This window comes from Amycolatopsis sp. NPDC098790, assembly GCF_044759945.1.
Classification (GTDB): domain Bacteria; phylum Actinomycetota; class Actinomycetes; order Mycobacteriales; family Pseudonocardiaceae; genus Amycolatopsis.
Map to the genome: position 1 here is coordinate 2,135,619 of NZ_JBIWAI010000002.1, position 24,911 is coordinate 2,160,529.

Consider the following 24,911-nt stretch of genomic DNA (forward strand, 5'->3'; position numbering starts at 1 on the left):
TCAAGCACTTCGAGAACTTCGAAAAAGAAAGGGGCTTTCCCGTCGAACGGGAAAGCCCCTTTCGACGCACGCACTCAGGAAGCCGCGCGGCGTTTCGTCCAGATGTCGTACGCCACGGCCGCCAGCAGCACGACGCCCTTCACCAGCATCACCCGCTCGCTCGGCGCGCCGATCAACGACATGCCGTTGTTGATCACCGCCATGATCAGGCCGCCGGTGATCGCGCCGACCACCTTGCCGACGCCGCCCTGGACGGCCGCGCCGCCGATGAACGCCGCCGCGATCGCGTCCAGCTCGAAGTTGACGCCCGCCGTCGGGCCCGCCTGGTTGAGCCGGCCCGCGAAGATGATCCCGGCCAGCGCCGCCAGCACGCCCATGTTGACGAAGATCCAGAACGTCACCGACTTGACCTTGACGCCCGAGAGCGTCGCGGCCTGCAGGTTGCCGCCGACGGCGTAGATGTGCCTGCCGAACACCGACTTCCCGGCCACCAGCGAGTAGCCGAGCACCAGCGCCGCCAGCAGGATCAGCACCCACGGCAGGTTCTTGAACCGCGCGAGCTGCACCACCAGCGCGAGCACCAGCACGGCGATCCCGACGATCTTCAGCACGAAGATCGGGAACGGGTCGACGTCCTGGCCGTAGCCCAGCCTGCCCATCCGCTTGCGCCACTGGGTGAACACGATCCCGGCCACCGCGGCCACGCCGGCCAGCAGCGACACCAGGTCGGCGCCGCCCAGCGGGCCGAGGCCGATGTTGCCGAGGTAGCCGTCGGTGAAACCGTTGGACAGCGTGCGGATGGCGTCCGGGAACGGGCCGATGCCCTGGTTGCCCAGCACCGTCAGGGTCAGCGCCCGGAACGCCAGCATCCCGGCCAGCGTCACGATGAACGCCGGGATCCCGAAGTACGCCACCCAATAGCCCTGCCAGGCGCCGATCACCGCGCCGACGACGAGGGTGACCAGCACCGCCCAGAACCACGGCAGGTGCCAGTTCACCATCAGCACCGCCGACACCGCGCCGGTCATCGCGACGACCGACCCGGCCGAGAGGTCGATGTGCCCGGAGATGATCACCAGGATCATCCCGATCGCGAGGATCAGCACGTAGCTGTTCTGCACGATGATGTTGGAGATGTTCTGCGGTTCCAGCAGCGCGCCGCCGGTGAGCACCTCGAACAGCACCACGATCAGCGCGAACGCGACGTAGATGCCGCTCTGGCGCGGGTTGATCGAGATCCGCCGGGCGGAGCGCTCGGCCGGGGGCGCGGCGGGCCGCGCTTCGGTCGTGGTCATGGCCGTTCCTTGGTCATGTACTGCATCAGCAGTTCCTGGTTTGCTTCTTCACGGGTCGCCTCGCCGGTGATCCGCCCCGCCGACAGCGCGTAGATCCGGTCGCAGAGCCCGAGCAGCTCCGGCAGCTCGGAGGAGATGACCAGCACGGCCTTCCCCTGCGCGGCCAGCTCGTTGATGATCGTGTAGATCTCGAACTTCGCGCCGACGTCGATGCCGCGGGTCGGTTCGTCGAGGATCAGCACGTCCGGGTCGGTGAAGATCCACTTGGCCAGCACGACCTTCTGCTGGTTGCCGCCGGAGAGCTTCCCGGTGACGCTGCGCACGGACGGCGCCTTGATCCGCAGGTCGCGGCGGTAGCGGGCGGCCGTGTCGTGCTCGGCGTGCTCGTTCACCCACCCCCGCTTGGCCAGCTTGCCCAGCCCGGCCGCGGACACGTTGCGCTGGATGTCCTCGATCAGGTTGAGCCCGTAGCGCTTCCGGTCCTCGGTGGCGTAGGCGATGCCGTGGCGGACGGCGTCACCGACGGTCCGGACGTCGATCTCCTTCCCGTCCTTGACGATCCGCCCGGAGATGTCCTTGCCGTAGGAGCGGCCGAACACGCTCATCGCAAGCTCGGTGCGGCCCGCGCCCATCAGCCCGGCCAGGCCGACGATCTCCCCGCGCCGCAACGAAAGCGACGCGCGGTCGACGACGACCCGGCCGGCCTGGGTCGGGCTGTGCACCGTCCAGTCCTCGATCCGCAGCACCTCTTCGCCGATGTCCGGTTCCCGGGGCGGGAACCGGTGCTCGAGGTCGCGCCCGACCATGCCGGTGATGATGCGTTCCTCGGTCAGCCCGGCCGCTTCGAGGGTCTCGATCGTCTTGCCGTCCCGCAGGATCGTGACGGTGTCGGCGATCGCGGTCACCTCGCCCAGCTTGTGCGAGATGATCACGCAGGTGACGCCCTCGTCGCGCAGCCCGCGCAGCAGGTCGAGCAGGTGGGCCGAGTCGTCGTCGTTGAGGGCCGCGGTGGGCTCGTCGAGGATGAGCAGCTTCACCTCCTTGGACAGGGCCTTGGCGATTTCGACGAGCTGCTGCTTGCCGACGCCGAGTTCCTGCACCGCGCGGGTCGCGTTTTCGGCGAGGCCGACGCGCTTGAGCAGCGCGCCGGCCTCGTGGTTGGTGCGGTTCCAGTCGACCCAGCCCCGCTTCTGCTGTTCGTTGCCGAGGAAGATGTTCTCCGCGATCGACAACTGGCCGCACAGCGCGAGTTCCTGGTGGATGATCACGATCCCGCGCCGTTCGCTGTCGCGCACCGACCCGAACTCGCACCGCTGCCCGTCGAAGGTGATCTCGCCGTCGTACGTCCCGTGGGGGTAGACGCCCGAGAGCACCTTCATCAGGGTGGACTTCCCGGCGCCGTTCTCCCCGCAGATCGCGTGGATCTCCCCTTGGCGCACGGAAAGCGTGACGTCGGACAGCGCCTTGACCCCGGGGAAGGTCTTGGTGATCCCGCGCATGCCGAGTAGTTCGGTCATTTCAGCTGACCTGCCGTGTAGTAGCCGGAGTCGACCAGTTCCTTCTGGTAGTTGGCCTTGTCCACGGTGACCGGCTGCAGCAGGAAGGACGGGACGACCTTCTTGCCGTTGTCGTAGTCGGTGGTGTTGTTGACCTCGGGCTTGCCGCCCTTGAGCACCGCGTCGGCCATCTTCACCGTCGTGTCGGCGAGGATGCGGGTGTCCTTGAAGACCGTCGAGTACTGCTCACCGGCGATGATGGACTTGACCGAGGCGACCTCGGCGTCCTGCCCGGTGACGATCGCGTACGGCTGGCCGGCGGTGCCGTAGCCGTTGCTCTTCAGCGCCGACAGGATGCCGATCGACAGGCCGTCGTACGGCGAAAGCACGCCCGCGACCTTCGCGCCACCGGTGTAGGTCTTGGTGAGCAGGTCCTCCATGCGCCGCTGCGCGGTGGCCGGGTCCCAGCGCAGGATGGCCGCGCGGGCGAAGTCGGTCTGCCCGCTCTTGACGACCAGCTTGCCGCTGTCCATCAGGGGCTTGAGGACGGACATCGCGCCGTTGAAGAAGAACGTGGCGTTGTTGTCGTCGGGGGAGCCGGCGAACAGCTCGATGTTGAACGGTCCCGGACCGGTGCCCAGGCCCTTGACCAGCGAGTTCGCCTGCTCGACGCCGACCTTGAAGTTGTCGAAGGTGGCGTAGTAGTCGACGTTGGGCGAGTTGCGGATCAGCCGGTCGTAGGCGATGACCGGGATCTTCTTGTCCGCGGCCTCCTGCAGCTGGGTGGTGATCGCGGTGCCGTCGATCGAGGCGATGACCAGGAGCTTGGCGCCCTTGGTGATCTGGTTCTCGATCTGGTTCACCTGGGTCGGGATGTCGTTCTCGGCGTACTGCAGGTCGACCTTGTACCCGAGCTTCTCCAGCGCCGACTTGATGTTGTCGCCGTCGTGGATCCAGCGCTCCGACGACTTCGTCGGCATGGTGACGCCGACCAGCGCGCCCGCCGCGCTGTCGGCACCGGGCGCCGCCGTCTGGTCGGCCGTCTTCTGGCTCGAGCCGCACGCCGACAGCGTCAACGCGAGTCCCGCGGCCGCGAGCGCCGCGATTCCTCTGGTGAACTTCATTGTTCCGTTTTCCTTTCTCAGAAACCCTGGGCGAGGCGGTGGTACGCCTGGTTCCAGCGGATGCGGTCGGCGAAGTCGTACGGCGTGGTGTCGCGGTCGATCACCAGCAGTTCGACGCCGAGCAGGTTCGCGAAGTCGCGAAGGGATTCGGTGCTCACGGCCTGGGTGAGCACGGTGTGGTGCGGGCCGCCCGCGGTGATCCACGACTCGGCCGACGTCGACAGCGACGGCGCCGGCTCCCACACCGCCCGCGCGACCGGCAGGTTCGGCAGCGGCTCGTCCGGCTCGACGACCTCGATCTCGTTGGCCACCAGGCGGAACCGGTCGCCGAGGTCGACCAGGCCGAGGGTGACGCCGGGGCCGGGGGCCGCGTCGAACACCAGCCGGACCGGGTCCTCGCGGCCGCCGATGCCCAGCGCGTGGATCTCGCAGGAGGGCTTGGCCGAGGCGATGCTCGGGCAGACCTCGAGCATGTGCGCACCGAGGATCTTCGGCGTGCCCGGCCCGAAGTGGTAGGTGTAGTCCTCCATGAAGGACGTGCCCCGCTCGGTGCCGACGCCCATCGCCTTGACCGCGGCGAGCAGCGCCGAGGTCTTCCAGTCGCCTTCGCCGCCGAAGCCGTAGCCGTCGGCCATCAGCCGCTGCACGGCCAGGCCGGGCAGCTGGCGCAGGCCGCCGAGGTCCTCGAAGTTCGTGGTGAACGCGCCGAACCCGCCGTCGGTGAGGAACTTCCGCAAGCCCGCCTCGATCTTCGCGGCGTACCGCAGGGACTCGTGCCGCGCTCCCCCGGCCGCCAGCTCCGGGACAACGTCGTAGTCCTCGGCGTACTGCGCCACCAGAGCGTCTACATCGGACACTGCGTCGACCTGCTCCACCAGGTCGTTGACGCCGTAGGTGTTGACCGAGACGCCGAACCGCAGCTCGGCCTCGACCTTGTCCCCTTCGGTGACGGCGACGTCGCGCATGTTGTCGCCGAACCGGGCCAGCCGCAGGTTCCGCAGGTGGTCGGCGCCGATCGCCGCGCGCGCCCAGGCGTCGATCCGCGCGACGACGGCGGGGTCCGACACGTGGCCGGCGACGGTCTTGCGCGGGACACCGAGGCGCGTCTGGATGAACCCGAACTCTCGGTCGCCGTGCGCCGCCTGGTTGAGGTTCATGAAGTCCATGTCGATGGTCGACCACGGCAGGGCTTCGTTGAGCTGGGTGTGCAGGTGCAGCAGCGGCTTGCGCAGCGCGTCCAGCCCGGTGATCCACATCTTCGCGGGCGAGAAGGTGTGCATCCACGCGATCACGCCGACGCACGCGGCGTCGGAGTTGGCCTCCTGCAGCACGCGGCGGATCGACGAGGCCTCGGTCAGCACCGGCTTGCCGACGATCTCGGCCGGGAGACCGCCGGAGGCGGCCAGCAGCTGCTGGATGCGCAGGGACTGGCCGGCGACCTGTTCGAGGGTCTCCTCGCCGTAGAGGGCCTGGCTCCCGGTGAGGAACCAGAGCTGGGGTTTCGACGCGCGGGTCATCGTTCTCCTTGAAATCAGTGCTGGCCGTAGACGTTCTGGTACCGGGCGTAGAGCCGGTCGACGTCCTCGGGCGGCAGGGGTTCGGGCGTGCCCAGCTCGAAGGCCTTGTGGACGGTGCGGGCCACGTCCTCGACCATCACCGCGGCCTTGACCGCGGCACGCGCCGTGCGGCCGACGGTGAACGGGCCGTGGTTGCGCATCAGCACGGCCGGCGACCGGCTGGCGCGCAGCGTCTCGACGATCCCCCGGCCGATGGAGTCGTCGCCGATCAGGGCGAACGGCCCGACCGGCACGGGACCGCCGAACTCGTCGGCGATCATCGTGAGGACGCACGGGATCGGCTCGCCGCGCGCGGCCCACGCCGTGGCGTAGGTCGAGTGCGTGTGGACGACGCCGCCGATCTCGGGCATGTGCCGGTAGACGTACGCGTGCGCGGCGGTGTCCGAAGACGGCGCCAGCTCACCGTGCACGAGTTCGCCGTGCAGGTCGGTGACGACCATCGTCTCGGCGGACAGGTCGTCGTAGGACACGCCCGACGGCTTGATGACCATCAGGTCGCGGCCGGGCACCCGCGCGGAGACGTTGCCCGCGGTCCAGATGACCAGCGCGTTGCGGGTCAGTTCGCCGTGCAGGTTCGCCACGGTCTCGCGCAGTTCGGCGACGGTGTCGAGGACCTCGTCGGTCAGGGACATCAGGACCGTCCTTTCGAGACAGCGCGGCGGCGGGCGGCCAGGCGGTGCATGACATCGTTGCCGCCGCGGCCGAAGTAGTCGTGCAACGTCGTGTACTCCGCGTACAGCTCGTCGTAGGCGACGACGTGCGCGGGCACCGGCTGGTAGACCGCGCGCTGGACCGAACCCATCGCCGCGGCGGCCGCACGGATGTCCGGGTAGGCGCCGGCGGCGACGGCCGCGTGGATGGCCGAGCCGAGCGCGGGGCCCTGCTCGGAGCCGATGACCGACAGCGGGAGGTTGGTGACGTCGGCGTAGATCTGCATGAGCAGCGCGTTCTTCACCAGCCCGCCGGCGATGATCAGCTCGGTGACCGGGACGCCGGCGGCGGTGAACGTCTCGATGATCTTGCGGGTGCCGAACGCGGTGGCTTCGAGCAGTGCGCGGTAGACGTCCTCGGCGCGGGTGGCGAGGGTCTGGCCGACGACGACGCCGGACAGTTCGTGGTCGACGAGCACGGACCGGTTGCCCGACTGCCAGTCCAGCGCCACGAGCCCGTGTTCGCCGATCTCCTGCCGCGCGGCCAGCCGGGTGAGCTGGTCGTGCCCGACCGGGGCGAAGTGCTCGGTGAACCAGCCGAAGATGTCGCCGACGCCGCTCTGCCCGGCTTCGTAGCCCCAGAAGCCGGGGACGATCCCGCCGTCGACGACCCCGCACATGCCGGGGACTTCGCGCAGTTCGGCGCCGTTCATCACGTGGCACGTCGAGGTGCCCATGATCGCGACCATCTGGCCGGGTTCGACGGCGTTCGCGGCGGGCGCGGTGACGTGGGCGTCAACGTTGCCAACGGCCACGGCGATGCCCTCGGGCAGCCCCGTCCACGCCGCTGCCTCGGCGGACAGCGATCCGGCGCGGGAGCCCAGCTCGCCCAGCGGGTGTTCGAGCTTTTCGGCCACGAAGGACTCGAAGCCGGGCGCCAGTTCGCGGAGGAAGTCGCGGCTCGGGTACTGGCCGTCCTGCAGGATGCCCTTGTACCCGGCGGTGCAGGCGTTGCGGACGTAGGTGCCGGTCAGCTGCCAGACGATCCAGTCGGCCGCCTCGACCCAGTGCCGCATGGCGCCGTAGACCCCGGGCGCCTCTTCGAACAGCTGAAGCGCCTTGGCGAACTCCCACTCCGAGGAGATCAGCCCGCCGTAGCGGGGGAGCCACTTCTCGCCGCGGGTGCGGGCCAGGTCGTTGATCCGGTCCGCCTGCGGCTGGGCCGAGTGGTGCTTCCACAGCTTCACGTACGCATGCGGGTCGCCTTCGAACTCGGGCAACTCGCACAGCGGCGTGCCGTCCGCCGTCGTCGGCACCATGGTGCAGGCGGTGAAGTCGGTGGCGACGCCGATGACGTCGCCCGCGTCGGCGCCCGCGTCCCGCAGTGCCGCCGGTACGGCGGTGCGGAGGACCCCGACGTAGTCCGCGGGCACCTGCAGCGCCCAGTCCGGCGGCAGCGCGCGGCCGGTCGCGGGCAGCGTCTCGTCGAGCACCCCGTGCGGGTACTCGAAGACCGCGCTGCCCAGTTCGGCTCCGTCCGCCACGCGCACGACCACCGCGCGACCCGACAGCGTGCCGAAGTCGACGCCGACGGTAAGTGGTTCTCCCACGGTGTCCTCTCTCCTGGTGTTGTTCAGCGGCCGGTCATGACCAGGGTGGTCACGGAGTTGGCGGGCAGGGTCAGCTTCGACGTGGCGGCCAGCCCGGTGATCTCCCTGGTCTGCGGCACGATCGCGGTGGGCGCGGCGAGGCTGTTGCGGCCCGCCGGGTCGCCGGTGAGCGTGGTGAGCGTCCCGGTGCCGTCGACCGCGGTGACGCCGGTGAGCGCCAGCCGCGCGGTCTGGACCTGGCCGGTCGGGTTGACGAGCTTGACCGTGAACGTCTTCCGGCCGCTCTTGGTGGTCACGTTGACCACCTGGCGCAGCGGGCTGCCCTGGTTGAGGCGGCTGGTCACGATCTGCTTGCCGAGCGTGCTGGAGAACATCTGCTGCACCCAGTACGACGGCGAGCCGTAGCTGCTCCCGGCGTCGAGGCCGATCAGGTTGACCGGCCAGTTGGACTGGTTCTCGTGCACCAGCACCGGGGCGTACATCGAGCCGATGACGATGTCGCTGTTGCGTTCCAGCCCGGTGAGGAACGCGGCTTCGCCGATGGCGGCGGCCAGGGTGCCGGTGGGCCGGCCGTCCTGGGCGCCGTACTCGCCGACGAGGATTTCCGGGCCGGAGCGGTCCGCGGTGTCGTAGCGGGTGGAGTTGTCGGTGAACCACTGCGGCGACTGGTAGTAGTGGTCGTCCGCGGCGTCCGGGCGCACCCCGGTCGGCGTGCTCGACGCGGCCCCGCCCTGCAGGCCGCCGGTCGTGGCGATGACGGTCAGCTGCGGGTACTTCGCCTTGATGGCGTTGTACATGTCGGTGAAGCGCCAGGCGTAGCTGCCGGAGCCGTCGAACCAGTCCTCGTTGCCGACCTCGACGTAGTGCAGGTCGAACGGGGCCGGGTGCCCGTCGGCGACCCGCTTCGCGCCCCACGTCGTGGAGGCGTCGCCGATGGCGTACTCGATCTCGTCGAGGGCTTCCTGGACGTACTGCGGGTAGTCGGCCTGGCTGACGTGCTGGCCGTTGAGCGTGTAGCCGGCGAACAGGGCCAGGAGCGGCTGGGCGCCGATGTCCTCGGAGAGCTTGAGGTAGTCGAGGATGCCGAAGCCGTCGGTGGACCAGTAGCCCCACGCGGAGTTCTGGTGGCCGGGCCGCTCCTCGGGCTTGCCGATGGTGTTCTTCCACGCGAACCGCGTGTCGAGGGTGTTGCCTTCGAGGTAGTTGCCGCCCGGGACGCGGAAGAGGCCGAGCTTCATCGCGGCGAGCTTCTGCCCGAGGTCGAGGCGGACGCCGTGGTTCTTGAACGTGGGCGGGAACAGCGAGACCTGCTGGAACCAGGCGTCCCCGGACAGCGCCTTCTTGGTCTTGTTCACCAGGGAGACGACGATCCGGTTGTCGGTGGACGTCGTGATCGTCGACGGCGTGGTGAAGCTGAACGTCTGCTGTCCCCAAGCCGCGCCGAGCTGGAGGTCCTTGCTCGCCAGGACCGTGCCGTCCGGCTTCTCCAAGCTCACGCGCACTGCGCCGGTCCACGTGCCTTTCGCGAAGAAGCTGCCGGTGTACTTTGTGGACGGTTTGGCGGCAATGCCGTAGTAGCCGACGTTGGCGGCGGCCACCCGGCCCGCGGCGGGGACGGTGTCGGCGTGCAGCTTCAGCGAGCGGTCGAGTGCGGTGTTGAGCGGGGTCGCGGTGTCGATGGCGTACGTGCCGGTGGCGCCGGCCGAGGTGACCAGCGACCAGTACGGGACCGGGGTGTCGCCGGCGCCGCTGCCGCGCTGGTAGGTCTCCTTGAAGGTGCGGTTGCGGACGAGTTCGGCGTACAGCCCGCCTTCGACGGAGTGGCTGATGTCCTCGAGGATCGAGCCGTAGGTTGTCGGGCGGGTGTTGGCGCGGACGACGTTGGCGTCCACGGCCAGCTGGTTCGCGCCCGCGAGGGTGCCGATCTGGGCGGCGGTGAGCGGGAAGCGGCGCAGTTCGAGTTCGTCGACCGCGCCCGTGAACCCTTCACCGACCGTCAGTGGCGCGGCCGCCGTGCCCGAAGCCGGGCAGGCGGACACATCCAAGGTGGTTCCGGCCGGGGTGCCGCAGGTGCTGGTGACCGCGGCCGCGTCACCGTCGGCGTAGACGGTCAGCCGCTGGGACGCGCGGTCGAGGACTACGGCGGCGTGGTGCCAGGCGCCGTCGGCGAGCCCACCGCCGGTGGTGGTCACCTGGATCGTGCCGACGCGGGCGGTGAGCTTGCCGCCGGTCACGCCGAGCGCGTACCCGTCGCCGTGGTCGACGATCGTGCCGTCCACGGTGGTGCGGAACCACGCGGCCAGGGAGAGCGAACCGGTACCGGTGTCGAACGCGGGCGAGATGCCCATGTCCACAGTGGACTGCCCGTCGAACTGGACGGCCTTGCCCGCCGCACCGGCGGTCCAGGTGGCGCCCTTCAGCGTGCCGTCGGCGGCGTTCGCGCTCGAGTCGCGGGCGACTGTGCCGGCGCCCTCGTCGAAGTGCCATGAGCCGCTCGCGGCCAGTGCGGCGACGGCGGACGCGGTCAGCGGCGTCGGGTAGGCGCGGACGTCGTCGATGCCGCCGGCGAACCAGTCGGCCGGGCTGCCCGCCCACTTGCCGCGGCCGATCTCCAGGTGCCCGGAGGCGGTCCACGGCGCGGTGAACGGGACGCTCTGCTGCAGCGTTCCGTTGACGTACAGGGAAAGCGTGCCGGCCGCGCGGTTGTAGACGCCGACGAGGTGCTGCCACTGGTCGGCATGCGCGGGCAGCGTGGACACCGCCACGGACGACGCCGTGTCACCGTCGCCCGCGCGCCGGGTGAAGGCGAACCGGCCGTCGGCCGTGCGCTGCAGGTAGAAGCCGCTGATCGTCGAGCCGTCGACACTCACGGCGGTCCGGAAACCGGCGGCCGCGGTCGGCTTGACCCACGCGGACACCGAGAAGCTCTGCGCGGTGTCGATCACGGGCGCGGGGGCGTCGATGGCGGCGTCGGTGCCGTTGAACGCGGCACCGTGCGAGCCGACGACACCGTCTCCCCAGGTCGTTCCGCCGGTGAGGGTGGCGGTGCGCGCGTCGAGGGAGTCGTCGGCCGCCGTGGTGCCGGTGCCCTCGTCGAGCGTCCAGTGCCCGGCGATGGCCAGGCGGGCGGCGTCGGCCGCGGTCAGTGCGCCGCTGTACGCGCGGATGTCGTCGATCGTGCCGTCGACGTAGTCCACCGGGTTGCCGCCGTACTTGCCGCGGCCGATCACCAGGTGGCCGGTGCCGGCCCAGCCGGCGGGCGCGGCGACGGTGGCCTGGCGGGTGCCGTCGACGTACAGCGACAGCGTTGACGCCGCCGCGTCGAACACGCCGGTGAGCTGGTACCACTGACCCACGACCGGGTCGAAGTTCGCGCCCGCGACGACACCGTCGGTCGGGGCGTCCCCGGCGAGGCGGGTGAACGCGAACCGGCGCGAGTCGTCGCGGAACTGCAGGAAGAAGTTGCTGACCTGGGTGCCGTCGACGCTCACGAACGTCTGGTAGCCGGACGTCTTGTCGAGCTTGACCCAGCTGCTCACGGAGAAGCTCTTGGTGGTGTCCAGCACGGGCGCGCCGGCGTCGGCGAACCCGGAGGAACCGTCGGTGGTCAAGGCGCCGGCGCGGATTCCGGGGCCCCAGCCCGCACCGGCGTTCAGCGTCGCGGGGTGGTCGCCGGCGGTGTCGGCGGCGGTGGTCCCGCTGCCGTCGTCGAACGTCCAGTGCCCGGCCAGTGGTGAAGCGGGCTCGGCCGCGGCGGTCGTGACGGGCAGGGCGGAGAACAGCGTCAGGGCCGCGAGCACGGCCAGGGGACGGCGGAAAGTGCGTGCGTTCATCGATGGCTCCCTCGGGTGACGAGGCGTTGCAGGACGATGAAGACGAACAGGAGTGCGCCGGTGATGATGGAGGTCCACCAGGAGTTGAGCGTGCCGTCGAAGGTGATCAGCGTCTGGATGATGCCCAGCACCATGATCCCGAGCACGGTGCCCAGCACGTAGCCGGAGCCGCCGGTGAGGATGGTGCCGCCGATGACCACCGCGGCGATCGCGGTCAGCTCCAGGCCGACGCCGTTGAGCGGGTCGCCGGAAGACTTGTACAGCACGAGGAGCAGCCCGCCGAGGGCCGAGCAGAACCCGCTGATCGTGTAGACGGCGATCTTGGTGCGGCCGGTCTTGAGGCCCATCAGCATCGCGGACTGCGCGTTGCCGCCGATCGAGTAGACCGTGCGCCCGAACCGCGTGAAGGCCAGGACGTACACCGCCACGGCGACGACGACCAGCGCGACGACCACGCTGATCGAGATGTGCAGCTCCCCGCCCAACGGGATCTGCGTCTGGGCGAGGGTGGCGATCGTCGGGTTGTCGATCGAGTACGCCTCGGTGCTGATCGTGTAGCAGAGCCCGCGGGCGAAGAACATCCCGATCAGCGTCGCGATGAACGGCTGGATCTCGAAGAAGTGGATGAGCGCGCCCATCCCGGCGCCGAGCAGGGCGCCGATCACCAGGACCACCGCGATCGCCGCGTACGCGGGCCAGCCGTGCTTCTGCATCAGGTCGCCGGAGACCACTGTGGACAGTGCGACGACTGAGCCGACCGACAGGTCGATCCCGCCGGTGAGGATCACGAACGTCATCCCGATCGCGACCACCAGCAGGAACGCGTTGTTGATGAACAGGTCGAGCACGACCTGCCCGGACCCGAAGGCTTCGTACTGGGCCGCGCCGAAGATGTAGGCGGCGATCAGCAGCGCCATCGTCGCCAGGATGGGGACGTGCCGCTGCTGCGGCCGGTAACCCTTTACGCGGACGAGCGTGGTCATGCCGTGACCTCCACCTTTTCGGGAGTGGACGCGGGGGCCGACGCGGCGGGGCGAGCCTTGCCGCGGTGCAGCTTCCGGCGGAACGCGGGCGACTGCAGCAGGCACACCGCGAGCACGACCAGGGCCTTGAACAGCATGATCGCCTCGGGCGGGATGCCGAGGGCGTAGACGGTGGTGGTGAGCGTCTGGATGAGCAGGGCGCCGATCACCGCGCCGCCGAGGGAGAACCGGCCGCCGGTCAGCTGGGTGCCGCCGACCACGACGGCGAGGATGGCGTCGAGCTCGATGAACAACCCGGCGTGGTTGGCGTCGGCGCTGTGCACGTTCGCGCTGATCATCAGCCCGGCGATGCCCGCGCAGAGGCCGCAGAAGACGTACACGAGCCAGGTCAGCCGCGCCGAGCGGAGCCCGGCCAGCCGGCTGGCTTCGGGGTTGCCGCCGACGGCTTCGACGAGCATGCCGAGCGCGGAGCGGCGTACCAGCAGCGAAGCGAGCACGAACACCGCCAGGGCGATGAGGATCGCGCTCGGCAGGGTGAGCACGAAGCCGCTGCCGATCCATTCGTACGGGGCCGAGTTGATGGTGATGATCTGCCCGCCGCTGATCAGCTGCGCGATCCCGCGGCCGGCGACCATGAGGATGAGCGTCGCGATGATCGGCTGGATGCCGAGTGCGGCGACGAGCCAGCCGTTCCACACCCCGAGCACCAGGGACAACCCGAGTGCGAGCCCGACCGCGACGAGCGTGGCGCCCACGCCGTCCGGGTGGTCGGCGATCCACAGGCACGCGAGCGACCCGCTGATCGCGACGACCGCGCCCACCGACAGGTCGATGCCGCGGGTGGCGATGACGAGCGTCATGCCGATCGCGATGAGGATCAGCGGGGCGCCGTTCTTCAGGATGTCGACGAGGTTCCCGTAGAGGTGCCCGTCGCGCAGCTCGATCTTGAAGAACGACGGGCTCGCGACGAGGTCGCCCAGCAGCAGCACCAGCAACGCCACCACGGGCCAGAAGAGCCGGTGTTTGGTCATCCCTTTCACGCCTGCACCCCTTCGGCCATCGTGGCCATGATGTCGTCCGCGGTGAGTCCCTGGTTGTCCCGCTGCGCCACGACCTTCCGGTCACGCAGCACGACTACGCGGTGGCTCAGCCGCAGGACTTCCTCCAGCTCGGCGGAGATGAACACGACGGCCATGCCGTCGGCCGAGAGCTGGGTGACGAGCCGCTGGATCTCGGTCTTGGCGCCGATGTCGATGCCGCGGGTGGGCTCGTCGAGGATGAGCAGCCGGGGCTCGGTGATGAGCCAGCGGGCCAGCAGCACCTTCTGCTGGTTGCCGCCGGACAGGTTGCCCACCAGCGCTTCCGGGTCGGCGGGCCGGATGTCGAGCGCCTTGACGTACTTCTCGGCGATTTCGTCCTGACGGCGGCGGGACAGCGGCCGCGCCCAGCCGCGGGAGGCCTGCAGCGCGAGGACGATGTTCTCCCGGACGGTCAGTTCCTCGACCAGCCCTTCGGACTTGCGGTTCTCCGAGAGGAACGCGATGCGGTGGTCGAGGCCGGCACGCGGGGTCCGCAGGTTCGTGGTTTCCCCGTCGACGCGGACCGACCCGGTGTCGGCGTGGTCGGCGCCGAAGAGCAGCCGGGCCAGCTCGGTGCGGCCCGACCCCAGGAGCCCGGCCAGCCCGACGACCTCGCCGGCGTGGATGGCGAGGCTGAACGGCTCGACGCCGCCCTTGCGGCCGAGGTCTTCGGCGGCCAGCAGCACCGGCGCGTCGGCGACCTCGGCCCGGGTCGGCCCGGAGTCCTCCAGGTCCTCGAGGACCTGCAGCTCCTTGCCGATCATCCGGGTGACCAGCTCGACCGGCGTGATGTCCGCCGTGCGGTACTCGCCGATCAGCTTCCCGTTGCGCAGCACGGTCATCCGGTCGGCGACGGCGAAGACCTGGTCGATGAAGTGGGAGACGAACAGGATCGCCATGCCTTCGTCGCGCAGCGAGCGCACGACCTTCAGCAGCTGCTCGACCTCGCCGGTGTCCAAACTGGACGTCGGCTCGTCGAGGACGAGGACCCGCGCGTCGACGTCCAGCGCGCGGGCGATCGCGACCAGCTGCTGGACGGCGATCGAGCAGGTGCTCAGCTCGGCCGAGACGTCCACGTGGACGTCGAGGCGGGCGAGGAGCTCCTCGGCCCGCCGCCGCATCGGGCCCCACTGGATGCGGCCGAAGCGGCGGGGTTCCCGGCCGAGGCAGACGTTCTCCGCCACGGACAGGTTCGGGCAGAGGTTGACCTCCTGGTAGACCGTGCTGACGCCGGCCCGTTGCGCCTCGCCGGGGCCGCCGAAGGCGACGGCGGTCCCGGCGAGGGTGATCGTGCCCGCGTCCACCCCGTACACCCCGGTCAGCACCTTGATCAGGGTGGACTTGCCGGCGCCGTTCTCCCCCATCAGCGCGTGGACCTCGCCCGGGAACAGGCGGAAGTCGACGCCGTCGAGGGCGAGGACGCCGGGGAACTCCTTGCGGATGCCCGTCATGGTGAGCAGTTCGGTGGACACGGGGACCTCTCAGTACTGCCGCTGCGGCAGGGCGGCCTTCGCCGACGCCTGGTCGAACTCGGTTTCCTGGGTCTCGATGCGGGCGGGCACCTGCTCGCCGGCGGCGACCTTCTTGACCAGGTCCATCAGCTGCGGGCCGAGCAGCGGGTTGCACTCGACGACGTGGTTGATTTTGCCGTCGGCCAGAGCCTGCAGCGCGTCCTTGACGCCGTCGACCGAGACGATCTTGATGTCCTTGCCCGGGACCTTGCCCGCGGCCTCGATCGCCTCGATGGCGCCGAGGGCCATGTCGTCGTTGTGGGCGTAGAGGACGTCGATCTTGGGCTGGGACTTCAGGAAGGCCTCCATGACCTCCTTGCCCTTGGCGCGGGTGAACTCACCGGTCTGCGACGCGACGATCTTGTACTTCGGGTCCGCCGCGATGACGTCCGCGAAGCCCTTCTTCCGGTCGTTGGCCGGCGCCGAGCCCGTGGTGCCCTGCAGCTCGACGATGTTGACCTGGCCGGTCGCGCTGCCGAACTCCTTGGTCAGCCACTCCCCCGCCTTCTTGCCCTCGGCGATGAAGTCGGAGCCGAGGAAGGTCTTGTAGAGCGACTTGTCCGGCGAGTCGATCGCGCGGTCGGTGAGGATGACCGGGATGTTGGCCGTCTTGGCTTCCTTGAGAACGGTCTCCCAGCCGGACTCCACCACCGGGGAGAAGGCGATGACCTTCACCTTCTGCTGGATGTAGGAGCGGATCGCGGAGATCTGGTTCTCCTGCTTCTGCTGCGCGTCGGAGAACTTGAGCTCGATGCCGGCGGTCTTCGCCGACTCCTGGATCGACTTGGTGTTGGCCGTCCGCCACCCGCTCTCGGCGCCCACCTGGGCGAAGCCGAGCGTGATCGCCCCGCCGGAGCCACCGGAAGAGCCACCACTCCCGCAGGCGGTGAGCAGCACGAGTCCGGCCGCCGCGGCCGCCGCGGCGGCCCATCGCTTCTTCAGCACGTTCACTCCTCGATCGACGGTGATCAAATTTGTTAACGTTAACATTCGGAGCTGGTGTTCTTCTGCCGGGCGTGTTCGCCGCGCTAACGCGGCCCGGTGCTCTCGCGGACGATCAGCTCGGGCACGACCAGGGCGCGCGCGTGCCGGTCGCCCCCGTCCATCCGCTGGGTGAGCAGGCCGAACGTGCGCCGGCCGACTTCGATGAAGTCCTGGCGCACCGTGGTGAGCGGCGGCGTGAAGTACGCCGCCTCGGGCACGTCGTCGAAGCCCGCGACGCGCACGTCCCGCGGCACCGAGATGCCGGCTTCGGCGAAGGCGCGCAGCAGGCCGAGCGCCATCTGGTCGTTGCCGGCGAAGACGGCGTCGAGGTCGCGTTCCTTGGCGAGGGATCGCCCCGCCTCGTAGCCGGAGCGCGAGCTCCAGTCGCCCTGGATCACCTGCGGCACGTTCGCGCCGTGGCGTTCGAGGGTTTCCCGCCAGCCGGCCTCGCGGTCGCGGGCTTCCAGCCAGTCCTCAGGACCGGCGACGTGCCACACGGTCCGGTGCCCGAGGGCCAGCAGGTGCTCGGTGGCGCGGCGGGCACCGTCGCGCTGGTCGACGGAGATGACCGGAACCGGTGCCGCCTCCCCGCCGCCGACCGCGACGACCGGGAAGTCCGCGGGCGCGGCTTCCAGTGCCCGGCCGGCGGTGACGTGCGGGGCGATGACGATGATGCCTTCGACGGCCTGGCGGCGGAGGTTCTCCACCGCGTCGGCGATCGACGACCGGCCCGGGCGGCTGACACTGGAGATCGTGATCGCGTACCCGGCTTCGCGGGCGGCGTTCTCGATGCCGTAGAGCGTGCTGGCCGGACCGTACAGATTGGACTCGAGCGCGACGACGCCGAGTGTCCCGGTGCGCCCGGTGACGAGCGCGCGGGCCGCGGAGTTCGGGCGGTAGCCCAGTTCCTCGATGGCGGCGAGCACCCGGGCGCGGGTCTCGGGCCGCACCGGGCCGGTCCCGTTGATGACCCGCGAGACGGTCATGTGCGACACGCCGGCCACGCCCGCGACGTCGGTCAGGCTGGGCTGCCGCGTGCCGGCGGCGGTCACCCTGACGGGGCCGCCGGAGCGGGGTCGTTCGGCCACCGGCATCCCCTTTCAGGCACTTCGACGTGGCGCCCGTCACCCGTTCGGGCGGCGGCGAGGAGTCAGTGTTAGCGATAACACCGGCGGGGTCAAGCCTGGGTCGCGTAACGGTCTAGTCACGTGCGTTCACCGCCCGGCGACGCCGCCGACCAGGGGAAGGCGCCGTGGACAATTCACCGGAAGCGTCCCGAGCGCGGTGTTCAGGTCGCACACTCGCGCGTTTCCGGACGTCATGAACGAGTCTTTCACCGCGTCCGGCGCCCTGAACGAGTCGTTCATGACGTCCGCCGCCGTCAGAACGCCACCGAAGCCGCCACCGGGAGGTGGTCGCTGCCCGTCGCGGGCAACGTCCACGCCGCCACCGGCCGCAGCCCCGCGACGAAGACCTGGTCGATCCGCGCCAGCGGGAGCCCGGCCGGCCAGCTGAACCCGAAGCCGTCGCCGGCTTCCTCCTGCGCGGACCGCATCCGCGTGGTGATCGGGTCCAGGGCGCGGTCGTCGGCGGTGCCGTTGAAGTCGCCGACCAGCACGGTGTGCGACGACGGCTCCCCCGCCAGCGCGGCGGCGAGCAGCCCGATCGCTTCGTCGCGGCCGTACGCCGTGAAGCCCGAGTCGAGCCGGACGCGCACCGACGGCAGGTGCGCGACGAACACGGCGACCGGGCCCTTCGGAGTGTCCACTGTGGTCCGCAGCGCGCGGGTCCACGGCATGATCGCGACCGGTTCCGTGTCACCGAGCGGGAACGTGCTCCAGATGCCGACCGTGCCCTGCACCGAGTGGTGCGGGTACGCCGCGGCGAGCGCGTCTTCGTACTTCGGGATTTCGGACTTCTTCAGCTCCTCCAGGGCGATCACCTGCGCGCCGGACGCGGCCAGCGCCCGCGCGGTGCCCGCCGGGTCCGGGTTCTCGTCGTTGACGTTGTGCGAAACGATCGTGAGGTCGCCGCCGGCTTCGGTCTTGTCGAAGAGCCTGCCGCCGAAGAACCCGCCCCACACCAGCGCGGGCAGTAGAAGCGACACGAGCGCGAGCGCCGACCGCCGGACCAGCGCCGCCACGAGGAGCGGGAGCACGAGCAGGCCGGTCCACGGCAGGAACGTCTCCAGCAGGCTGCCCGCGTTGCCCACCCAGTTGGGGACCAGCGCATGCGCGAGCAGCAGGAGCGCGGTCAGCGCGGAAAACACCGCGATCACGCGCCCGCGCCGCCGGGTCGGCGGCGCCTCGGCCACCGCGGTCATCGCGTGGCCGCCGGCAGTTCCCGCTGGATGGCGGCGATGAGGGTCCGGCTGTTCTCGAGCGCGGCCCGCAGTCCCTGCGCCGGGCTCCCACCGGGGTTTTGGTGCAGGACGACACCGAGGATGAGCGCGCCGCCGGGACCGTTCGCCGCCCACATCAGCGCCCCGCCGGCGGCGGTCGACGAACCGGTCTTCAGCCCGATCACGCCGTCGCGGCCGAGGAGGGTGTTGGTGTTGACGACGCCGGGCACGCCGTCGACGCGGAGGCTCGTCGTGGCCACGATCTCGCGGATGACGGCGTTGCGCATCACCTCGCGGGCCAGGCGCAGCTGGTCGCCGGCGGTGCTGGTGGTCGAGTCTTCGACCCCGCTGGCGCCGGTGTAGGTGGTGTCGGTCATGCCGAGCGCGGCGGCCTCGCGGTTCATCTTCCCGACGAAGTCCGCTTGGCTGCCGGCGTCCCACCGGGCGAGCAGCCGGGCGGCGTTGTTGCCGGACGGGACGAGCATGAGGGAAAGGAGGTCCCGCTCACTGATCTGCCGCCCGGCCCGCAGGGACACGGTCGACTCTTCACGCGAGGTCGATTCGGCCTCCGCCTGCTCGTCGACGGTGATCATGGGGCCGGTGTCGCCGGCGGCGAGCGGGTGGTCCTTGAGCACGACGTAGGCGGTCATGACCTTGGTGACGCTGGCGATCGGCACGGGCCGTTGCTCCCCGCGGCTGCCGAGCGAGCCCAGCCCTTGGACCTCGGCACTGGCTTGCCCCTCGGCGGGCCACGGCAACGGCAGGTCGACAACGGGCCGGGCGGCGCTCGCGCGCCCGTCGACGGTGGGCGGGAAGAGCACCCAGGCCGCCACGGCGAGAGCCACCGCCAAGGCGGCGGCGATCCCGCCGGCGAGGGGTGGGATGCGGGTACGGGCCATGGTTTTCCTCCGGGTGCCGGGGCGCTTCGTGAGCGCGCACCGCCACTTTGTCCGGGGAAGATCGCCGGGCCGTCGGGGTTGTTCGACAGGTCTGACCCAGAAATGTCCGGGTTGTGCATCAGCGGACGTGGCGCGGGACCGGCCCCCCTCCGCCGCGCACAGGGGAAAGCCGGTCCCGCTGGTCTGGACCCCTCAGCTCACGTGGACGTAGTCGACCACGAGCTGCTGCGGGAACTGAGTACTGCCGTCGGGGTCACCGGGCCAGTAACCCCCGACCGCCAGGTTCAGGATCACGAAGAAGTCGTGGTTGAACACCCACTGGTTGCCACCCACGTCGGCCGGGGTGCGCGTCTGGTAAGCGTTTCCGTCCACCGACCAGACGATCCGATCGGCCGACCAGTCGATCGCGTACGTGTGGAAGTCGTCGGAGAAGTTCGGGCCGTTGTAGGCCGCGCCGATGCCGGCCGAACCCGAGTAGCCCGGGCCGTGGATCGTGCCGTGGACCGTGTTCGGCTCGAAGCCGACGTTCTCCATGATGTCGATCTCGCCGCACTGGGGCCAGCCGACGTTGCCGATGTCCGAACCCAGCATCCAGAACGCGGGCCACATGCCCTGCCCGCGCGGCAGCTTCATCCGGGCCTCGATGTGCCCGGACGACGCGGTGAACTTGCCGGACGTGTTGAGCCGCGCCGACGTGTACTCGCAGGCGCCGTACCAGCAGTTGTTGCCGCTGTTCTCCTTCTTCGCGGTGATCACGAGGTGGCCCTGGCCGTCGAGGGCCGCGTTGGCCGTGCCGTCGGTGTACCACTGGCGCTCGTGGTTGTTCACGTTGTCGCCGGTCTCGTGGACCCACTTCGAGCCGTCGACGCCGCTGCCCGCCGGGCCGTCGAAGTCGTCGTTGAAGCTCGCAAGGGCCTGGGCCGGCGCGGCCTGGCTCTGCGGCGCGGTCACCAAGGCGCCGGCCACCAGCAGTGCCGCGGGCGCCACCAGCAGACGCCATCGGGCGGAGTTCCTGGTCGACATCGTCGTCGCCCCTTCCGTTCCGCGGGCGACGGCTGGCGGCTCACCGGCACCCTATTTGTTGTCGGACGCAACAAAGTATGAACGGGCCGGTGGCGAAGAACAAGGCTATCCGGTCGGACATTTTCCGACGAGTACCCGATGGTCCGGACCACCGGGTACTTTCGGGCAACTCACGCGGCCGAGCGCTGGATGCAGTCGAGGCCGAGCCCAACGCCGGTGAGGACGTACTGGCAGATGTGCGACGCGTGCGCCTGGTCGGTCTGCGTGCAGGCGACCGGCACCCCGAGCAGGTCGACCGAGCAGTACGCGTAGAACTGGGTCGAGCTGCCCGGCACCGGGTCCGCCGACGCCGGAGCCGCCGCGGCGACCACCGCGGAAACCGTGAGCGCAGCGGCCGTCGCCCAGGAAGCGATCCGGATCTTCATCGTGCTTTCCTTCCGCACTTTCCCCTGCGTGTCAGGGGTTCGTCATGATCAAGATTCCCCGCCGGGACCGCGTTCACCTCGGGGTCACCGGAAAGTGTCACCTCGACTGCCCCCCAACCGAACAGCTCGTGAACTTCACGCTGTGTGATTACGTACCTTCGTCGGTGTCACCGGACGGCTTCGAGTACCTACGCTGGCGCTGCCCTGCCGAGGTCCCCTGGAGGCTCCCTGATGGCCGACCCGCACGAGCTCACCCGACGCACCTTCCTCGGCGGAGTCGGCGGGGTCGCCGCCCTCGGCGCCCTGGCCCCCGGCATGGCCGAAGCCCTGACCGAACCCCGCGTTTCCGGCAGCCTCACCGATGTCGAGCACGTCGTGGTCCTCATGCAGGAGAACCGGTCCTTCGACCACTACTACGGCACGATGAAGGGCGTCCGCGGCTTCGGCGACCGCTCGGCGATCGTGCAACCGAACGGCCAGGACGTCTTCCACCAGCCCGATTCCGGGCGCGGTGACGGGAAGTACCTGCTGCCGTTCCGGGTGGACACGACCAAAGTGGACGGTCAGGACCTCGGCGACCTCGGCCACGGCTGGGCCGACCAGCACCAGGCGATCGCCGGCGGTGCGAACAACGCGTGGGTCGCGGCCAAGGGCGAGATGACCATGGGCTACTTCGACTCCGGCGACATCCCGTTCCACCGCGCGCTGGCCGACGCGTTCACCGTGTGCGACCACTACTTCTGCTCGGTGCAGGGCCCGACCACGCCCAACCGGCTCTACCTCTTCACCGGCACGATCGACGCCGACGGCAAGGCCGGCGGCCCGGCGAACTACAACCCCGCCGACTACAAGCCCGTCTTCGATTGGTCGACTTACCCGGAACGCCTGCAGCAGCACGGGATCTCGTGGAAGGTGTACGCCAACAAGGAGGTCGGCGACGCGAGCGGCTCGTTCGTCGGCGACTACGGCGACAACCCGCTGTGGCTGTTCAAGGCCTACCACCAGGACTACGCGAGCGATCTGTCCCGACGGGCCAGTGTGTTCAAGACCTGGGGCCCGGATTCGGGACAGGGCAAGGACGTCGACCACGTCCTGGCCGAGTTCAAGGCCGACTGCGCGAGCGGCTCCCTGCCGAAGGTGTCCTGGGTCGTCGCCCCCTACGGCTACTGCGAGCACCCCGAAGCCCGCCCGGTCGACGGCGCCGCGTACACCCAGACCGTGCTCAACGCCCTGTGGGCCAACCCGAAGCTGTGGGAGTCCACCGTGGTCCTCATCAACTACGACGAGAACGACGGCTTCTTCGACCACGTCGCCCCGCCGATCGCGCCGTCCGGCACCGCCGGCGAGTACGTCGCCGGCAAGCCGATCGGGCTCGGCGCGCGCGTGCCGATGACGGTGATCTCGCCGTGGAGCCGCGGCGGCTGGGTCAGCTCGGAGGTCACCGACCACACCTCGGTCATCCGGTTCCTCGAGCGTTGGACCGGCGTCGCCGAGCCGAACATCAGCGCGTGGCGGCGGGCGATCTGCGGCGACCTCATGACGTGCTTCGACTTCGGCGCCGCGAACGTGCGGATCCCGCTGCTGCCGGACACCGCGGCGCTGCGCAAGCAGGCCGACGACACGCAGAAGAAGCTGCCGAAGCCGGCCCCGCCCGCCACCGGGAAGCAGCAGGTCCCGGTGCAGGAGGCAGGCACCCGGCCGGCCCGCGCGCTCCCCTACCGGCCGCTGGTCACGACGTCGCTGAGCGCCGACCGCAAGATCCTCACGACGACGTTCGCCAACCAGGGCACCGCGGCGGTGCAGCTGATGGCCTACCGCAACGACGGCCAAACCGACGGCCCGTGGCCGTACGACCTGGCCCCGGGAGCCCAGGTCAGCGACACCTGGCGGATCCAGCTCTACGGCGGCGGCGAGTACGGCGTCGCGGTGCACGGACCCAACCGCTTCCGCTGGGTCCTCGCCGGCGACGCGAACAGCGCCGGCGCGGGCGTCGACGTCCTGGGCGGCTACACCGCCGAGAACAAGCTGCGGCTGACCATGCGCAACGGCGGCACGACGGCCGTCAAGCTCACGATCACGGCGAACCACTACCGCACCGACGGCCCGTGGACGTACTCGCTGGCCGCGGGCCGGACCGTGACCGACGACTGGAACCCGGTCGCGTACGGGAACGGCTGGTACGACCTGTCCGCGACGCTCGACGCCGACCCGAAGTTCCTCCGCCGGTTCAGCGGGCACCTGGAGACGGGCGCGCCGAGCGTCACCGGCTAGCGCGTTCACATCCATGACGGTCGTTCAGCTCATTGACGCACGTCACATCCGGGACCTATAAAAGGGAGGTCCGGGTGTACGCCGCACACCTCCGCTGTTCCCCCTCCGGAGGCCCTTGGTGTCCCCACGAACCCGCCACGCCGTCTTGCTCGGCACCGCCGTCGCCGCGGTCGCCGTCGCCCTGACCGGCGGCGTCACCGCTCAAGCCGCCGCGGCGAACCTCTCCGCCACCTTCGCGCAGACGTCGGTCTGGACCGGCGGCTACGGCGCCGGCTACACGATCGCCAACCGCGGCGACGCACCCGCCACCGGCTGGACCGTCGAGTTCGACCTGCCCGCGGGCACGGCGGTGAGCAGCTCGTGGAGCTCGGTCAAAACCCAGACCGGGCAGCACTACGAGTTCACGAACGCCGGCTTCAACGGCACGGTCGGCCCCGGCGCCAGTGTGAACTTCGGCTTCAACGTCGCCGGCTCCGGGCTCCCGGCGGGCTGCACGGTGAACGGCCTCCCGTGCGCGGGCGGCCAGGTCACGACGACCCCGGCGACGACCACCACCACGCCGAAGCCGCCCACGACCACGACGACTCCCCCGCCCGCCGGGGACACCGTCAACGTCTCGACCGCCGCCCAGCTGCAGGCCGCGCTCGCGAACGCGGCGCCGGGCCAGGCGATCAGGCTCGCGGCCGGGACCTACCGCGGCTCGTTCGTCACGACGAAGGCGGGCACCGCGGCCAAGCCGATCACGCTGTCCGGCCCGGCGAACGCGGTCCTGATCAACGACGGCCCGAGCGGCGACGCGCCGGACTGCCCCACGCCGACCGCGGGCTGGGACTCCGGCTACGGCCTCTGGCTCTCCGGCGCGCCGTACTGGAACCTCGTCGGTTTCACCGTGCAGGAGTCCAAAAAGGGCATCGTCGCCGACAACTCGCCGCACACCACGATCGACGGCGTCAACGTCAACCACGTCGACGAGGAGGCGATCCACTTCCGCCGCTCCTCGGCCGACAGCGTCTTGAAGAACTCGACGATCACGTACACCGGGCTCGTGCAGCCGGGCTACGGCGAAGGCGTCTACCTCGGCTCGGCCAACTCGAACTGGGCGTGCCACGGCAACTCCGGCGGCGTCGACCGCGGCGACCGGATCCAGGTGCTGGACAACCACATCGGCCCGTTCATCGCGGCGGAACCCATCGACGTCAAGGAAGGCACGTTCGACGGACTGATCCGCGGCAACACCTTCGACGGCCGCGGCATCTCGGGCGAGAACTCGGCCGACTCCTGGATCGACGTCAAGGGCATCGGCTACACGATCGAGGACAACACCGGCACGTTCGCGACGCCGGGCACGTTCGCCAACGGCTACGAGAACCACAACACGAGCACGTCCCCGTCGTTCGGCAACGGCTGCGGGAACGTGTGGCGGAACAACAAGTCCGACCTCGGCGGCGTCGGCGCCTACGCGATCAAGATCAGCTCGGTGTCCAAGTGCGCGGCGAACCCGAACGTCGTGTACGCGTCCAACACCGTGACGAACGCCAAGTCGGGCCTGACGAACATCCCGGTCACGCCGTAGGTCACAGGTGCATGGCGAGCCAGAGCGCCACCCAAGCCGCGGCGGCGAGCACCGCGCCCGCCGCCGCGGCGAGGAGTACCCGGCGCAGGCCGCGGGCGGGTGGGGCGGGTGTCTCGGTGTGGTCCATGAAAACGATCATGACCCACGCACGCCGAACCCGACAGCCGGCGCGCTCGTCCGGGCGACCCCTGCGCGGGGTACCCCGAACGGCGGCGACGCACGTCACCCCCCGCCGCG

At 70.1% G+C, this 24,911-nt stretch carries 18 protein-coding genes and 1 pseudogene; 2 read left to right on the forward strand and 17 right to left on the reverse strand.

From position 1 onward, the window contains the following. Positions 1-74: 74 nt before the first annotated feature. The 16 genes and pseudogenes from mmsB to ACIQWX_RS23635 all read right to left on the reverse strand — a co-directional run bounded on the left by mmsB (position 75) and on the right by ACIQWX_RS23635 (position 20,830). The gene (mmsB, locus tag ACIQWX_RS23560) at positions 75-1,295 is read right to left on the reverse strand and encodes a multiple monosaccharide ABC transporter permease (RefSeq protein WP_400874726.1); all 1,221 of its coding nucleotides are present in this window, start codon (positions 1,293-1,295) and stop codon (positions 75-77) included. After that, the gene (gene mmsA, locus ACIQWX_RS23565) at positions 1,292-2,812 is read right to left on the reverse strand and encodes a multiple monosaccharide ABC transporter ATP-binding protein (RefSeq protein ID WP_400874729.1); all 1,521 of its coding nucleotides are present in this window, start codon (positions 2,810-2,812) and stop codon (positions 1,292-1,294) included. The genes mmsB and mmsA overlap by 4 nt, the downstream gene beginning before the upstream one ends. Then, positions 2,809-3,915, reverse strand: coding sequence for a multiple monosaccharide ABC transporter substrate-binding protein (chvE, locus tag ACIQWX_RS23570; RefSeq protein WP_400874732.1), 1,107 nt, complete (start codon positions 3,913-3,915; stop codon positions 2,809-2,811). The genes mmsA and chvE overlap by 4 nt, the downstream gene beginning before the upstream one ends. Positions 3,916-3,932: 17 nt before the next feature. Then, positions 3,933-5,432, reverse strand: a complete 1,500-nt coding sequence (araA, locus tag ACIQWX_RS23575; RefSeq protein ID WP_400874736.1) for an L-arabinose isomerase — start codon at positions 5,430-5,432, stop codon at positions 3,933-3,935. Between the two features lie 14 nt (positions 5,433-5,446). Then, entirely contained in the window at positions 5,447-6,124 is a 678-nt protein-coding gene (locus ACIQWX_RS23580; protein WP_400874739.1) for an L-ribulose-5-phosphate 4-epimerase, read from the reverse strand. After that, entirely contained in the window at positions 6,124-7,752 is a 1,629-nt protein-coding gene (gene araB / locus ACIQWX_RS23585) for a ribulokinase (RefSeq protein ID WP_400874742.1), read from the reverse strand. The genes ACIQWX_RS23580 and araB overlap by 1 nt, the downstream gene beginning before the upstream one ends. A 23-nt stretch (positions 7,753-7,775) precedes the next feature. Then, positions 7,776-11,585, reverse strand: coding sequence for a LamG-like jellyroll fold domain-containing protein (locus ACIQWX_RS23590; protein WP_400874745.1), 3,810 nt, complete (start codon positions 11,583-11,585; stop codon positions 7,776-7,778). Beyond that, positions 11,582-12,568, reverse strand: coding sequence for a galactofuranose ABC transporter, permease protein YjfF (yjfF, locus tag ACIQWX_RS23595; RefSeq protein ID WP_400874748.1), 987 nt, complete (start codon positions 12,566-12,568; stop codon positions 11,582-11,584). Before yjfF ends, ACIQWX_RS23590 begins: the two co-directional genes overlap by 4 nt. Further along, entirely contained in the window at positions 12,565-13,599 is a 1,035-nt protein-coding gene (locus tag ACIQWX_RS23600) for an ABC transporter permease (RefSeq protein WP_400874750.1), read from the reverse strand. Before ACIQWX_RS23600 ends, yjfF begins: the two co-directional genes overlap by 4 nt. A gap of 5 nt (positions 13,600-13,604) precedes the next feature. Then, complete coding sequence (locus ACIQWX_RS23605; protein WP_400875874.1) at positions 13,605-15,098, reverse strand: sugar ABC transporter ATP-binding protein; 1,494 nt, start codon at positions 15,096-15,098, stop codon at positions 13,605-13,607. A 30-nt stretch (positions 15,099-15,128) separates the two neighbouring features. Further along, a complete protein-coding gene (locus ACIQWX_RS23610; protein WP_400874753.1) occupies positions 15,129-16,148 on the reverse strand; it encodes an ABC transporter substrate-binding protein in 1,020 nt (339 codons plus the stop codon). 38 nt (positions 16,149-16,186) lie between these two features. Beyond that, the gene (locus ACIQWX_RS23615) at positions 16,187-17,230 is read right to left on the reverse strand and encodes a LacI family DNA-binding transcriptional regulator (protein WP_400874756.1); all 1,044 of its coding nucleotides are present in this window, start codon (positions 17,228-17,230) and stop codon (positions 16,187-16,189) included. Between the two features lie 293 nt (positions 17,231-17,523). Beyond that, positions 17,524-18,465 (reverse strand): endonuclease/exonuclease/phosphatase family protein, encoded by a 942-nt coding sequence (locus tag ACIQWX_RS23620; protein ID WP_400874760.1) that lies wholly within the window; start codon positions 18,463-18,465, stop codon positions 17,524-17,526. After that, positions 18,462-19,382, reverse strand: coding sequence for a D-alanyl-D-alanine carboxypeptidase family protein (locus ACIQWX_RS23625; protein WP_400874762.1), 921 nt, complete (start codon positions 19,380-19,382; stop codon positions 18,462-18,464). Before ACIQWX_RS23625 ends, ACIQWX_RS23620 begins: the two co-directional genes overlap by 4 nt. Before the next feature lie 195 nt (positions 19,383-19,577). Further along, positions 19,578-20,405: pseudogene (locus tag ACIQWX_RS23630) on the reverse strand (family 16 glycosylhydrolase); the annotation flags it as partial. A 170-nt stretch (positions 20,406-20,575) separates the two neighbouring features. Continuing rightward, positions 20,576-20,830, reverse strand: a complete 255-nt coding sequence (locus ACIQWX_RS23635) for a hypothetical protein (protein WP_400874765.1) — start codon at positions 20,828-20,830, stop codon at positions 20,576-20,578. A gap of 231 nt (positions 20,831-21,061) precedes the next feature. Between ACIQWX_RS23635 and ACIQWX_RS23640 the strand changes: the two genes are divergently transcribed. After that, entirely contained in the window at positions 21,062-23,101 is a 2,040-nt protein-coding gene (locus tag ACIQWX_RS23640; RefSeq protein WP_400874767.1) for a phosphocholine-specific phospholipase C, read from the forward strand. Positions 23,102-23,219: 118 nt separating this feature from the next. Continuing rightward, positions 23,220-24,674: a cellulose binding domain-containing protein gene (locus ACIQWX_RS23645; protein ID WP_400874770.1), complete on the forward strand. Its 1,455-nt coding sequence runs from the start codon at positions 23,220-23,222 to the stop codon at positions 24,672-24,674. Between the two features lies 1 nt (position 24,675). Here ACIQWX_RS23645 and ACIQWX_RS23650 read toward each other — a convergent pair whose 3' ends face one another. Continuing rightward, a complete protein-coding gene (locus ACIQWX_RS23650; protein ID WP_400874772.1) occupies positions 24,676-24,801 on the reverse strand; it encodes a hypothetical protein in 126 nt (41 codons plus the stop codon). Between the last annotated feature and the right edge of the window lie 110 nt (positions 24,802-24,911).

Excerpts from the sequence above, each read along its gene's own strand:
- mmsB (WP_400874726.1), bottom strand. The coding sequence starts at position 1,295 with ATGACCACGACCGAAGCGCGGCCCGCCGCGCCCCCGGCCGAGCGCTCC.
- chvE (WP_400874732.1), bottom strand. The coding sequence starts at position 3,915 with ATGAAGTTCACCAGAGGAATCGCGGCGCTCGCGGCCGCGGGACTCGCG.
- mmsA (WP_400874729.1), bottom strand. The coding sequence starts at position 2,812 with ATGACCGAACTACTCGGCATGCGCGGGATCACCAAGACCTTCCCCGGG.
- ACIQWX_RS23620 (WP_400874760.1), bottom strand. The coding sequence starts at position 18,465 with ATGACCGCGGTGGCCGAGGCGCCGCCGACCCGGCGGCGCGGGCGCGTG.
- araA (WP_400874736.1), bottom strand. The coding sequence starts at position 5,432 with ATGACCCGCGCGTCGAAACCCCAGCTCTGGTTCCTCACCGGGAGCCAG.
- yjfF (WP_400874748.1), bottom strand. The coding sequence starts at position 12,568 with ATGACCACGCTCGTCCGCGTAAAGGGTTACCGGCCGCAGCAGCGGCAC.
- ACIQWX_RS23605 (WP_400875874.1), bottom strand. The coding sequence starts at position 15,098 with ATGACGGGCATCCGCAAGGAGTTCCCCGGCGTCCTCGCCCTCGACGGC.
- ACIQWX_RS23625 (WP_400874762.1), bottom strand. The coding sequence starts at position 19,382 with ATGGCCCGTACCCGCATCCCACCCCTCGCCGGCGGGATCGCCGCCGCC.
- ACIQWX_RS23640 (WP_400874767.1), top strand. The coding sequence starts at position 21,062 with ATGGCCGACCCGCACGAGCTCACCCGACGCACCTTCCTCGGCGGAGTC.
- ACIQWX_RS23635 (WP_400874765.1), bottom strand. The coding sequence starts at position 20,830 with ATGAAGATCCGGATCGCTTCCTGGGCGACGGCCGCTGCGCTCACGGTT.
- ACIQWX_RS23650 (WP_400874772.1), bottom strand. The coding sequence starts at position 24,801 with ATGGACCACACCGAGACACCCGCCCCACCCGCCCGCGGCCTGCGCCGG.
- ACIQWX_RS23590 (WP_400874745.1), bottom strand. The coding sequence starts at position 11,585 with ATGAACGCACGCACTTTCCGCCGTCCCCTGGCCGTGCTCGCGGCCCTG.
- ACIQWX_RS23580 (WP_400874739.1), bottom strand. The coding sequence starts at position 6,124 with ATGTCCCTGACCGACGAGGTCCTCGACACCGTCGCCGAACTGCGCGAG.
- ACIQWX_RS23610 (WP_400874753.1), bottom strand. The coding sequence starts at position 16,148 with ATGTTAACGTTAACAAATTTGATCACCGTCGATCGAGGAGTGAACGTG.
- ACIQWX_RS23600 (WP_400874750.1), bottom strand. The coding sequence starts at position 13,599 with ATGACCAAACACCGGCTCTTCTGGCCCGTGGTGGCGTTGCTGGTGCTG.